Origin of the sequence: Bradyrhizobium sp. Arg816, assembly GCF_029989365.1 — a bacterium.
Classification (GTDB): domain Bacteria; phylum Pseudomonadota; class Alphaproteobacteria; order Rhizobiales; family Xanthobacteraceae; genus Bradyrhizobium.
On sequence record NZ_JAPRAQ010000014.1, the window covers coordinates 186,562 to 198,813 of the forward strand.

12 protein-coding genes, 2 tRNA genes and 1 pseudogene are annotated in these 12,252 nt (G+C 65.0%); 10 read left to right on the forward strand and 5 right to left on the reverse strand.

Annotated features, from left to right (window positions below):
* The 5 genes from OWC48_RS29775 to OWC48_RS29795 are packed head-to-tail and all read left to right on the forward strand — an operon-like array spanning nucleotide 1 to nucleotide 4,579.
* Nucleotides 1-1,044, forward strand: a complete 1,044-nt coding sequence (locus OWC48_RS29775) for a branched-chain amino acid ABC transporter permease (RefSeq protein ID WP_282523182.1) — start codon at nucleotides 1-3, stop codon at nucleotides 1,042-1,044.
* Nucleotides 1,041-1,784, forward strand: a complete 744-nt coding sequence (locus OWC48_RS29780) for an ABC transporter ATP-binding protein (RefSeq protein ID WP_282523183.1) — start codon at nucleotides 1,041-1,043, stop codon at nucleotides 1,782-1,784. Before OWC48_RS29775 ends, OWC48_RS29780 begins: the two co-directional genes overlap by 4 nt.
* Entirely contained in the window at nucleotides 1,781-2,482 is a 702-nt protein-coding gene (locus OWC48_RS29785) for an ABC transporter ATP-binding protein (protein ID WP_282523184.1), read from the forward strand. The genes OWC48_RS29780 and OWC48_RS29785 overlap by 4 nt, the downstream gene beginning before the upstream one ends.
* Nucleotides 2,483-3,130: an ATP-binding cassette domain-containing protein gene (locus tag OWC48_RS29790; RefSeq protein WP_282523185.1), complete on the forward strand. Its 648-nt coding sequence runs from the start codon at nucleotides 2,483-2,485 to the stop codon at nucleotides 3,128-3,130.
* 12 nt (nucleotides 3,131-3,142) lie between these two features.
* Nucleotides 3,143-4,579 (forward strand): NAD-dependent succinate-semialdehyde dehydrogenase, encoded by a 1,437-nt coding sequence (locus OWC48_RS29795; RefSeq protein WP_282523186.1) that lies wholly within the window; start codon nucleotides 3,143-3,145, stop codon nucleotides 4,577-4,579.
* A gap of 39 nt (nucleotides 4,580-4,618) precedes the next feature.
* Here the strand turns inward: OWC48_RS29795 and OWC48_RS29800 are convergent.
* The 3 genes and pseudogenes from OWC48_RS29800 to OWC48_RS29810 form a co-directional block, all read right to left on the reverse strand.
* Nucleotides 4,619-5,970, reverse strand: a pseudogene (locus OWC48_RS29800) (caspase domain-containing protein).
* 110 nt (nucleotides 5,971-6,080) lie between these two features.
* Complete coding sequence (locus OWC48_RS29805) at nucleotides 6,081-6,719, reverse strand: glutathione binding-like protein (RefSeq protein ID WP_282523187.1); 639 nt, start codon at nucleotides 6,717-6,719, stop codon at nucleotides 6,081-6,083.
* Nucleotides 6,720-6,731: 12 nt separating this feature from the next.
* A complete protein-coding gene (locus OWC48_RS29810) occupies nucleotides 6,732-7,325 on the reverse strand; it encodes a cysteine hydrolase family protein (protein WP_282523188.1) in 594 nt (197 codons plus the stop codon).
* 127 nt (nucleotides 7,326-7,452) lie between these two features.
* Between OWC48_RS29810 and OWC48_RS29815 the strand changes: the two genes are divergently transcribed.
* From OWC48_RS29815 to lepB, 5 genes are all read left to right on the forward strand, one after another.
* On the forward strand, nucleotides 7,453-8,286 hold the full coding sequence (locus OWC48_RS29815) for a LysR family transcriptional regulator (protein ID WP_282523189.1): 834 nt from the start codon (nucleotides 7,453-7,455) through the stop codon (nucleotides 8,284-8,286).
* Nucleotides 8,287-8,479: 193 nt separating this feature from the next.
* A tRNA-Phe gene (locus OWC48_RS29820) sits at nucleotides 8,480-8,549 on the forward strand.
* A gap of 4 nt (nucleotides 8,550-8,553) precedes the next feature.
* Nucleotides 8,554-8,619 (forward strand) — tRNA-Asn (locus OWC48_RS29825).
* A gap of 338 nt (nucleotides 8,620-8,957) precedes the next feature.
* Nucleotides 8,958-10,109: a slipin family protein gene (locus OWC48_RS29830; RefSeq protein ID WP_282523190.1), complete on the forward strand. Its 1,152-nt coding sequence runs from the start codon at nucleotides 8,958-8,960 to the stop codon at nucleotides 10,107-10,109.
* 164 nt (nucleotides 10,110-10,273) lie between these two features.
* Nucleotides 10,274-11,020, forward strand: coding sequence for a signal peptidase I (lepB, locus tag OWC48_RS29835; protein ID WP_282523191.1), 747 nt, complete (start codon nucleotides 10,274-10,276; stop codon nucleotides 11,018-11,020).
* Nucleotides 11,021-11,081: 61 nt separating this feature from the next.
* Here lepB and OWC48_RS29840 read toward each other — a convergent pair whose 3' ends face one another.
* A complete protein-coding gene (locus tag OWC48_RS29840; protein ID WP_282523192.1) occupies nucleotides 11,082-11,369 on the reverse strand; it encodes a GIY-YIG nuclease family protein in 288 nt (95 codons plus the stop codon).
* 146 nt (nucleotides 11,370-11,515) lie between these two features.
* On the reverse strand, nucleotides 11,516-12,252 hold a 737-nt coding region (locus OWC48_RS29845), incomplete at its 5' end, for a TCP-1/cpn60 chaperonin family protein (RefSeq protein WP_282523193.1).

The following is a 12,252-nucleotide window of genomic DNA, read 5'->3' on the forward strand; positions in this document are numbered from 1 at the left end:
ATGATTGTGGGATCAAATTCTTCATCCGACGCCGCGCGCCTCGTCACGCCGACGATGCTGGTGCTCTGGCTGGTGCTTGCAACGGTGCCGCTCTGGATCACGCGGATCGGGCTCTATCCCTATCTCGGGATCGAGATCCTGATCTGGTCGCTCTATGCGCTTGCGTTCAACCTGGTGCTGGGCACGGCCGGACTTCCCTCGTTCGGACATGGCGCCTATTTCGGCATCGGCGCCTATGCGTTCGGGCTTTGCCAGCTCGATATCGTCGCCAATCTCTGGATCTGTCTTGCTGCTGCTGCCGCGGTCGCGGGGCTTGCCGGCGTGCTGGTGGCGCTGTTCATCTCGCACCGGCGCGGCATCTATTATGCCTTCATGACCATCGCCTTCGGCCAGATCTTCTGGACGCTGGCGATCAAGTCGCACCGGATCACCGGCGGCGAGGACGGGCTGCTCAAGATCAAGCGGCTGCCGGCCGATTTCGGGCTGGTGTCGTTCGATCTCACCGACAATGTCGCGTTCTACTATTTCGTGCTCGCGGTCTTCGCGGTCGGCACCGCCGTCTTGTGGCGGCTGGTGCACTCGCCCTATGGCCGCGTGGTCGCGGCGATCATGCAGAGCGAGGTTCGCGCCGCTCATCTCGGCTATAACGTGTGGCTCTACAAGGCATCGGTGTTCGCGCTGTCGGCGGCCGTGTCCGGCTTTGCCGGCGGACTGTTCGCGATGGCGCAACTCGCCGCATTCCCCGACGTCATGAGCCTGCATCAATCCGGCTACGTCGTGATGATGACGCTGGTCGGTGGCGGGCTCGTCAGCTTCTGGGGGCCGGTGATCGGCGTGTTTCTCTTCCTCACCGCGCGCGACGTGATCGGCGCGCTGACCAATGCCTGGATGCTCTATTTCGGTCTGCTGTTCATTGCGATCGTGCTGTTCCGCCCGGAAGGCATCGCCGGCGCGCTCTCGGCCGCCGCGCAGCAGCACTCACTCAACGCGCTGCGGCGGCGCGGCACGTCCGCGATGCGACTGCTGGTCGGGGGCGGGCGATGAGCATGATCGAGGCCGCGGGTGTGCACGTCCGCTTCGGCGATCGCGTCGTGCTGGAAAGCGTCGATCTCGCCGTTGCCGAGGGTGAGTTTCACGGCGTGATGGGTCCCAACGGCGCGGGCAAGACCACCTTCTTCAACGTCCTCACCGGCAGGGTGAAACCGAGCCGCGGCAGAGTCCTGCTCGGCGGCGAGGATGTCACGGGATTGAGCCCGCACCGCATCGCCGCCAAGGGCATCGCCCGCTCGTTTCAGATCATGACGCTGTTCGACGAATTCTCCGCCCGCGACAACGTCATGATGGGCTTGCCCGCGTTTCGCGCCCGTGGCCTCGATATCGCCCGTGCCGCAGCCGGTGACCGCAGGTTTGCCGAGCAGGCGTCCGAAGCGCTCGCCGCGGTCGGGCTTGCCGACAAGGGCGATGTCCGCGCCAAAGACCTATCCTATGGCGACCGCCGCGCGCTGGAGATCGCGGTCGCGCTGGCGCAGGCCCCGCGCGTGCTGTGCCTGGACGAGCCCACCTCCGGCCTCGGCTCCGACGGCGTGCAGCGGCTGGCAGCTCTGGTGGCGCGCCTGAAGGGCCGGCTGACCATCGTCGCCATCGAGCACGACATGGAATTCCTGTTCTCGCTCGCCGATCGCATCTCGGTGATCCATTGGGGCCAGGTGGTGGCGCGCGGCACGCCGCGCGAGCTGCAGCAGAACGAATGGGTGCGTCGCTCCAATCTCGGGAAGTTCGCATGATCCTCGAAGTGGACGGGGTCGATACCTTTTACGGCGAGACCCAGGCGCTGTTCGGCGCCTCGCTCGCCATCGAGCACGCCAAGGTGTTTGCACTGCTCGGGCCCAACGGCGCCGGCAAGACCACCATGCTCCGTTCGATCCTCGGGCTGACACGTCCGCGCCGCGGCGCCGTTCGTTTCGACGGGCACGACGTGACGCGCAATCCGACCCACGAGATTGCGCGCGCCGGCATCGGCTGGGTGCCGGATGACCGGCGGTTGTGCCCGACCTTGTCGGTGGCGCGCAATCTGTCGATCGCGCAAAAGCGCACGCGCTTTCGCAACTGGTCCGTCAAGGAGGCGGCTGCGATCTTCTCGCCGCTCGAATATCTGATGGAGCGCGATTGCGAGAACCTGTCGGGCGGCGAGATGCAGATGGTCGCCATTGCCCGCGCGCTGGTCGGCTCGCCGGGACTGGTCCTGTTCGACGAGCCGAGCCAGGGTCTTGCGCCAAAGATCGTCGGCGATGTGCTCGCGACCATTTTGCGCATGAAGGACGAGGGGATCGCCTCGCTGGTCGTGGAGCAGAATGCCGAGATCGCGCTGTCGGTCGCCGACCACGCCGCGGTGATCGACCGTGGCAGGATCGTCTGGACCGGTGAGGCCGCGACCTTGCGCGATGATCGCGCCCTTCGGCAGCGCTTGCTGGGAGTACAATAAGTGGCCGCACCGCTGCTCGTTCTCGATGATGTCCGCAAGGTCTACACCAGGGGCCGCGTCATCCGCCGTCCGACGTTCACGCTTCGGGCGAACCTGACGCTGGAGGAGCCGGGCATTGTCGGCGTGGTCGGGCCGAACGGCGCCGGCAAGACGACCTTGTTTGAGATGATGACCGGTTCCAACGCGCCGACCTCGGGGCGCGTGCTGGTTGCGGGCACCGATATCCATGGCGTCAAATATCGCGAGCGCGACCGGCTCGCGATCCACTATCACCAGTCCTATCAGGTCCGGCGGTTTCGCAAGCGCATTCCGTCCGCCTTGCTGGCGCCGTCGCCGACAAAAACGCCGCTGGTCCATTTGTTCGACGAACCGCAGTTCAACCTGCAGGACGGTTATATCGGCTTCATGCTCGATTTCTTCCGCAAGCTGCGCGACGAGGGCAGGCTGGTCATTCTCTGCATGCATCCGACAGCCAGCTGGCACCTCGACATCCTCGCCGAGATCGCCGGGCAATTCCTGTTCGTCGCCGGCGGCGGGGTGACGCGGATGGCGGACTTCCGCACGCTCGCCGCCGAGCCGCGCTTCCGGCTCTATCTCGGAGCGGAGATGACGCGCGCCGCGGACGCCATCTGTCACAGCTCGACGTAAAAGGAGATTCCGTTGACCTATTCGAACACGCAGCTTTTCATTGCCGGCCAATGGCGCCCGGCCCATTCGGGCAAAGTGATCGAGGTGCGCAATCCCGCGACCGAGGAGGTGATCGGCACCGTCGCGCATGCCGGCCAATCCGATCTCGACGAGGCGCTCGCCGCTGCTTCCGCCGGCTTCAAGATCTGGCGCAATGTCGCGCCGTTCGAGCGCTGCCGGATCATGCGCAAGGCTGCCGCGATCATGCGCGAGCGCAATGACGAGATCGCGCCGCTCCTGACGATGGAGCAAGGCAAGACGCTCGGCGAAGCGAAGATGGAGGCGATGGCCGCGGCAGATGTCATCGAGTGGTTCGCGGAGGAGGCCAAGCGCGCCTATGGCCGGTTGATCCCCGCGCGCGGCCCCGGCATCTACCAGATCGCGATGAAGGAGCCGGTCGGCCCGGTCGCCGCGTTCACGCCGTGGAATTTCCCGATCAACCAGGTCGTGCGCAAGCTCTCTGCGGCGCTCGCTGCCGGCTGCTCGATCATCGTCAAGGCGCCGGAGGAGACACCAGCTTCGCCCGCGCAGCTCATCCGCGCGTTTGCGGACGCGGGCGTGCCCGATGGCGTCATCAACCTCGTCTACGGCGTGCCCTCGGAGATCTCCGAATATCTGATCCCGCATCCGGTGATCCGGAAAATCTCCTTCACCGGCTCGACCCATGTCGGCAAGCAGCTCAACGCGCTCGCGGGCCTGCACATGAAGCGCGCCACCATGGAGCTCGGCGGTCATGCGCCGGCGATCGTCTTTGGGGATGCCGACGTCGCGTCGGCCGCAAAGATCCTGGCGGCGGCGAAATATCGCAACGCCGGACAGGTCTGCATCTCGCCGACGCGGATGCTGGTGCAGGACGACGTGTTCAGCGAATTCGTCGAAAAATTCGTCGACAGCGCCAAGGCGTTCAAGGTCGGCAATGGCCTCGATCCCGAGTCCAAAATGGGCTCGCTCGCCAATCCGCGCCGCGTCACCGCCATCGAAGGCATGGTGCAGGATGCCGTCGGCAAGGGCGCCAGGCTCGAGACCGGCGGCAAGCGTGTCGGCAACAAGGGCCATTTCTTCGAGCCGACCGTGGTGAGCGATGTGCCGAAGGATGCGCGCGCCATGAACGAGGAGCCGTTCGGCCCGCTCGCGCTGATCTCCCGCTTCTCGACCTTCGACGACGTGGTCGAGGAGGCGAACCGGCTGCCGTTTGGTCTCGCCTCCTACGCCTTCACCAGCTCGGCCAGGACGGCGGCCGCGATCGGCTCGGCGGTTGAGGCCGGCATGATGTCGATCAACAGCTTTGGTCTGGCGCTGCCCGAAGTGCCGTTCGGCGGGATCAAGGATTCCGGCTATGGTTCGGAAGGCGGCACCGAGGCGATGGAAGGCTACTTCAACACCAAGTTCATCAGCCAGACGGGCGTGTGAGCGGGCGTTGCACGCGAAGCCGCGCGATCATCGCGCGGCTTATCGCTTGACGAAAACCAGATTGCAGGCGCGCGCCTCGTTGCGCTTGCCGCTGCCGCGGTTGCGATCGAACTGCGCATCGACCGTAAAGGCGTAAGGCGAGCCGGGCGCGAGGTTGTTGAGTGTGTAGGTGCTCGCCCCCGTCGTGCCGCGTGCGCTCAAGGTCGTCTTGCCGTCCTGCGGGATCTGGCCGTCGATCTCCAGTCGATTGACACCGCCCGGACCCTGCACCTCGGCGTGAAACACGCCATTGGTCACGGTGGCGACCAGGGGCCTGGTGAAGCCCTGCGCCTTGCCGGAAGCCGAGCAGTTTAACGTCACGTCCCAACTGCCGTCGAAATCCTTGCTTCCCGTGGTTCTGGCGTTGCCGGAAGGTGCCAGCGCCACTTTCTGCTTCAGGCCTTCAATGCGTGCCTTGGCGAGAGTGGCGAAGATGCAGTTCGGGAATCTCGCGAGATGATCCTCAAAGGCACCCAGCGTGCCGATGCCCTCAGCAGCCTTCCAGTGCGCCTCGGCGGCTGCGCAGGGATCGGCCTTCGGCGTGGCTTGGGGTGCGGCCGGGGCGACCGTGACCGACACCGGCCCGTTCAGATAGAACTTGCCGATGATCGACAGCGACAGCTCCGGCAGCTGGGTCTTGCCGCTGGAATCATAGACGTCGCTGCTGATGTCGCGAAAGACGTCGCCGATCTCCTGCGGCTCCTCGATGTGCTTCAGGAACGCGGTCGTATAGGGGCTGTTGCGGCCGGTGCCGTCGGCGGCGACCTGTCCCGATTGCGTCGAGAACGACACGATCGTGCCGCGCGGCGCCTCGACCTTCGACAAACCACGTCCGATCGAGGCGGCGCGCGTCGAGCCGGCAGAGCGCTTCAAGGTTTCGGCCAGCGGATTGTCGCGGCAGGAATCGAGCACGAGGATGCGCAAATTCTTGGCCTGCTGCAAATCGTTCACGATGTCGTCGACCCGCACGAAGCGTTTGAGGTCTGCTTCATCCGTCAGCACGGCGTCGACAGGCATCAGATAGTTCACGCCGTTGTACTGCATCGCATGGCCGCTGTAATAGAACATCGCGACATCGGCGCGGCTGGCTGCGCGCGCGAAGCGGATGGTCAGGTCCTGCATGTCGGCCTGGCGCAGGTCGATTCCCTGGAACACCTCGAAACCGCTGCGCTTGAGCGAGGCTGCGACGTCTTCGGCATCGTGCGACGGGTTGGGTAGCTGCGCCGTAGAGACATAAGCGCCGTTGCCGATCACCAGCGCGACCCGCGTGTCCGCCGATGCGGGGCAAGGCTCAGCCAGAGGGCGAGGGGGGCCAGGACAAACTGGAGCAAAATTCCAGAAGGAGCACGCATGAATGCCTTCCAGGGAAATATCGAAAAATATCCCCCCAGATTAGCGCATGCCGCGTTGGTATCAATGCCCTCGCTGTGGACCCGTCAGATCGGGCGACCGTGACATCCTGTCACGCCGGGTCTGCCGCCATCGCCTTGCGCAGCGTCATCTCGGTTGCAATCGCATCCCGCACAGCAGGCCGCGCCTGCATACGCGCGAGATAGGCCGACAGGCTTGGCCATTGCGCGACGTCGACGCCCGCGGGACGGAGCAGCAGCAAGGCCCAGGCGAGATGGGCATCCGCGACGGTGAAGCGGTCACCGACGAGGAATTCGCGGTCCGCGAGATGTGCCGATGGCACCGCCAATGTCTGCGTGATCCTTGCGCGCGGCTTGGCGAGCGAGCCGTCGTCCTGGTACCAGAAGGTCGGAAACAGGAATGCCTTGTGGATCTCTGTGCCGATGAAGCTCAGCCATTCCTGCAGGCGGTAGCGGTCGGGATCGCCGGACCGGGGCGCGAGGCCCGCCTCCGGCTTCACGTCGGCGATGTATTGCAGCACCGCCGCGCTTTCGGTCAGCCGGTCGCCGTTCTCCAGCACCAGGACCGGCACCGCGGCCTTCGGCGACACGCCGCGGAAATCGCTGTCGTCGTCCGCGACCGTCTTGGTCCGGAGATGCACCAGATGATAGCGCGCATCGAGGCCGGCTTCCATCAACGCGATGCGGCTCGCAAGCGAGCAGGCCATCGGCGAGAAATAGAGCTGCAGCATCGCGTTGCTCCGTTATTTTAGCGCATCGCCGCGCGCGATGATCGCGAAGCGGTCGGACAGCTCGGCGAGTGCAACCTCGTGGATGGTCCGGGCGTCCAGCGTGCCGCCGCGGCCGTCGGGCAAGTCGCGCGTGGCGCAGGCATCGGCGTCAACAGTCGTGCGAAAACCGAGGTCGAGCGCGGCGCGCGCGGTGGAGCTGACGCACATATGCGTCATGAAGCCGGCCAGTACGATGTTCTTCCTGTCGGTTGCGGCAAGGCGCGCCTGCAAATCAGTGCCGGCAAACGCATTCGGCAATTCCTTCTCGATCACCAGCTCGCCGGCACGTGGGCTCAGCTCGGCGACGATGGCGCCGCGGTCGGCGCCGCGATCGAACAGGCTGCCGGCCTTGCCGCGATGGGCGATATGGATGATCGCGGCTCCGCTCTCGCGTGCCCGTGCCAGGAGCGCAGCCGCCCGCGTGATCGCAGGCCGGGCGTCGGGCAGGGCGAGAGGACCTGCGAGATATTCGTTCTGGATATCGATCAGCACCAGCGCGGCGTCGCCAAGACGCGGCGGGTTGAGATCGGCACCGGCGAGCTGCAGCAGGGTCTTTGCGGTCGTCATGGTCTGGAAATCTCCGGGGCAAAAGGCTGCACAAACATAGCCCCGGGAATGCCTGCCGATATGCAGGGATATTGCAGCGGATGGCTGCGATATTGCAGGCTGCTCCCGGCCGGTATAGCCTTGCGCAATGAACTGGGACGATCTGCGCATCATCGCCGCCGTCAGGGACGAGGGCACCTACGCGGGCGCCAGCGCGCGGCTGCGCATCGACGAGACCACGGTCGGGCGCAGGCTGTCGCGTATCGAGCGTGCGCTCGGTTTGCGTCTGTTCGAGGCCGCCGACGGCGTCCGCAGGCCGACGCGGAGTTGCGAGGCGGTGCTGGCGCATGTCGAGGCGATGGCCGCACATGCCGCCGAGATCGGCCGCGTCGGCGCGAGTCTGGCAGGTCCGGTGGGCCGCCTGCGCATCGCCTCCACCAACACGGTCGCCGAGGAGGTGCTGTCGCCGCGCGCGAGCGACTTCCTGCGCGCCAATCCCGGCCTGACGCTGCAATTCCTCACCTCGAGCGAGAACGTCAAGTTCTCGCGCTGGGAGGCCGATCTCGCCATCCGGCTGCGCAAACCCGACAAGGGTGACTTCGCGATCTCCAGGCTCGGCGACGTCAAGCTTTATTACTTCGAGCCTGTTGCGACCGAGGGCGAGCCGGTGCTGTGCGCCTATCCGGACGAACTCGGTGCCATTCCCGAGATGCAATTCCTGCGCATGAAGCAAGCCCGCGCGCGCTGCGTCACCGACAACGTTCGCGTCATCCGTAACCTGATCCGCGCGCATCGGGCCGTCGGCGTGTTGCCGGAGTATGTTTGCGCGGACTTGCTCGGCGATCGCCGCCTGCGCGCCACGCTGCTGCCGAAGCGGCGCGACGCCTGGCTGCTGGTGCAAAACCACCTCAAGCGCGATCCCGCGACGCGTGTCACGATCGACTGGGTGAGGGCGTGTTTTCAGGAAACGTCGCGCGGCTGACGTCACATCGCATTGTGATCATCGCGTCACAGTGCGGAGTGCGTGACGAAAAATCTTGGCTTTCCCCCTTGCAACCCGAACGTGCTTCGTCTATTAGCGCCCTCCTTCGCTAGGCCATGGGTTCGGGCTCTCTGAGATCCCGACTGGCGCGGGCCGCTCTGCGGTTTCGTGTTCCGCCGAATGAAGGGCAAACGCAGGACGTAGCTCATGGAGAGCGTCGGGCTGAAAACCCGAAGGCATCGGTTCGATTCCGATCTCTTGCACAAAGGATAGCTCAGTTTGGTAGAGCAGATGACTGTTAATCATCGTGACGCGGGTTCGAATCCCGCTCCAGCGCTCCGTTTCAGCCTGAAAAGCTGATACCTCTGAAGGGGACCGGACGCGCGCTTCAGTCGCCGTCCGGCCGCATTGCCCAAAAGGCTTTCGTCCGAACAACGACACTGTGAGACCGGCTTTGCGCCGCGGGCAGATACCGCTTGCGCTGATGCCGGGTGGCTCCGCATGACCGCTCGACACGCGTCGAGCGATTGCGCGCGTGCGCCCGTCATCATGCAAGCTCAAGCCCCGGCCCGCCGATTTCCCGGGAAGCGTCGTCCGCGTCCTCACGTCCTTTGCAAACGAAACCGCCATCCGGCCGCGTTCGGCCGGAGGCAACATGATGGAGGCGTGCCATGACCTGGCATTTGCTGATGCTGAACGTGACGGTGAAGGATGGCGAGCGCGCGTTGCTCACGCGCAACGGACAGCTGGTGCGCGTGCTCGCGCCCGGCAAGCATCGCCTGTTCGATCCCCTGCGCGAGCTGAAGGCCGAGGTGCTCGACGTGGTCCGCAGCGAATTCTCTGCGGATCGCTACGCGGTGCTGAAGGCCGCGCGGCCTGATCTGGCCGCGGAGCTGTTCGAGGCGATCGAGACCAAGGCGGACGAGATCGCCATCGTCAGCCTCGACGGCCGGCCCGTGCATCTGATGACGCCCTGGCAGGTGCGCGTCTACTGGAAGGTCGCGACCCGCATCGATGTCGAGCGCATCGATGTGTCCGCCGATCCCCGGGTTGGCGCGCGGCACCTGACCATGATCGAGCGCAACCGCTCGACCGTCGTGATGGAAGCGGTGGTCGAGAACCACGAGGCGGGCCTGCTCTATGTCGAGGGCCGGCTCGTGGAGCGGCTTGCGCCCGGCCGGCACGCCTTCTGGACCGTCGGCCGCAAGATCGAGGTGAAGCGCCTCGACCTGCGGCCCCAGGCGGTCGAGATCACCGCGCAGGAGATGCTGACCAAGGATCGCATCGCGCTGCGGGTGACGCTGACGGCGTTCCGTAAGGTGGTCGATCCCGAGCGCACGGTTGCGACCGTGCCCGACGTGGAAGCGTGGCTGTACCGCCTGGTGCAGTTCGCGATCCGCGAGGCGGTGGCGGGCCGGACGCTGGACGAGGTGCTGTCTGCGAAGGCGGCGCTGGATGCGGAGCTGCGCGACTATGTGCGGGCACGCGTCGCAGAGTCCGGCGTGGAGGTGACCGAGCTCGGCGTCAAGGATGTGATCCTGCCCGGCGAGATCCGGGAGCTGGTGAACAAGGTGGTGGAGGCGGAGCGGGTCGCGAAGGCGAACCTGATCCGCCGGCAGGAGGAGACCGCGGCGACGCGTTCGCTCCTGAACACCGCCCGCCTGATGGAGGAGAACCCCCTGCTGCTGCGGCTCAAGGAGCTGGAGTCGCTGGAGCGGCTGGTCGAGAAGGTCGGCCGCATCGACCTCCATGCCGGCAACGGCGAGGGCCTCGATGCCCTCCTGACCCGGCTCGTGCGCCTGAAGGCGCCCGAGAGCGCATGAAGCAGAAGGGCCGCCCACGGGCGGCCCTTCATATGTCCATTGTCGACGCTTGCGGTGAACGCGTGCGCGCGCCCGTGCGACCAAAAGCCATGAGTGGGCATTGCACGCGCGCGAAGGTTGCGTAATCTCACGGTGACGACCACAGTCTCGATCATGGCAAGCGCATGAGCACTCTTGAGCAATCGATCCGCCCTACGGCGCGGCCGCGGGAATGGAAGGCGATCGTCGTCCTGATCCTGATGATCCCGGTGCTGTGGTCGCCGCCGTTCCTGTTTCGCTTCTTCCTGTATCAGCCGTTCAACATCCCGTCGGGTTCGATGGCACCGACGCTGATGGTCGGCGACTACGTCTTTGCCGCCAAATATGCCTATGGCTACGGCCGCTATTCCTTTCCTTTCGCGCCGTCCTGGATCTCGGGCCGTGTCTTCGCGGTCGATCCCGAGCACGGCGACATCGTCGTGTTTCGCGCGCCAAAGGATACCTCGGTCGACTACGTCAAGCGCGTGGTCGGGCTGCCCGGCGACAGCATCCAGATGCGGCAGGGACAGCTTTTCCTCAATGACAGACCGGTGACGCGCGTCGCGCTCGCAAACGGGCTCGCCGGCAACGCCTGCGGTCTGGATGGCAGTGTCAAGGTCAAGCGCTGGCGCGAGACGCTGCCCAATGGCAATTCCTACATCACCTACGACTGCGTCGAGAACGGCTACTACGACAACACCAATGTCTACACCGTGCCGCCCGGCCATTTCTTCGCGCTGGGCGACAACCGCGACAATTCGAGCGACAGCCGCACGATGGCGACGATCGGTTTCGTGCCGATGGACAACCTCGTCGGGCGGGTGACCCGGATCTTCTGGTCGCTCGATGAGGACGGCGAGCCGCACATGGAGCGGCTGGGGAAGGTGTGGTGAGGCCCCCGCCGTCATTCCGGGGCGCGCGAAGCGCGAGCCCGGAATCCATTGATCGGCGAGGTCAGACCGCAATTTGGGGATACAGATCAATCCACTGAGGATTCTTCTCCTCAATAAGCCGGATTTTCCATTCCCTCCGCCACTTCTTCAACTCCTTCTCGCGTGTGATCGCAGTGACGGGATCGTCGTAGATCTCGAACCATACCAATCGGCTGACAGAGTATCGTTTGCTGAACCCAGCAATGACTTTGCTCTTATGTTCGTGAGTGCGGCGGACGATATTGTTCGTCACGCCGAGATAGAGCGTCCCGTACTTCTTGCTGGCGAGGAGGTAGACGTAATAGGCCATGAGCAAGTGGTGAAATGGATTCCGGGCTCGGCGCTTTGCGCCGCCCCGGAATGACGGAAGAATAATACTACCATAGAGTGTATCACTCAAAAACAAAAACCCCGGCATCGCTGCCGGGGTTTCGTAGTCCTTGAGATGGTTGGACCTTAGAAGTCCATGCCGCCCATGCCGCCGCCCGGGGGCATCGCCGGACCGGCGCCGCCCTTCTTGGGCAGCTCGGCGACCATGGCTTCCGTGGTGATCAGGAGCGCGGCAACCGAGGCTGCGTTCTGGATCGCGGTACGGACCACCTTGGTCGGGTCGATGATGCCCTTGGTGACCAGGTTGACGTACTCGCCGGTCTGGGAGTCGAAGCCGTAAGCGTAGGTCTTGTTCTCTAGGATCTTGCCGACGATCACCGAACCGTCTTCACCGGCGTTGATCGCGATCTGGCGAGCGGGAGCCGACAGCGCCTTGCGCACGATCTCGACGCCGGTCTTCTGGTCGTCGTTCTTGGTGCGCAGACCCTTGAGCTGCTCGGAGGCACGGAGCAGGGCGACGCCGCCGCCCGGGACGATGCCTTCCTCGACCGCCGCGCGGGTCGCATGCATCGCGTCATCAACGCGATCCTTGCGCTCCTTCACCTCGACCTCGGTCGCGCCGCCGACGCGGATCACCGCGACGCCGCCTGCGAGCTTGGCGAGACGCTCCTGGAGCTTCTCACGGTCGTAGTCCGAGGTGGTCTCCTCGATCTGCGCCTTGATCTGGGCCACGCGCGCCTCGATGTCGGCCTTCTTGCCGGCGCCGTTGACGATCGTGGTGTTCTCCTTGTCGATCATCACCTTCTTGGCGCGACCGAGCATGTTGAGCGTGACGTTCTCGAGCTTGATGCCGAGATCTTCCG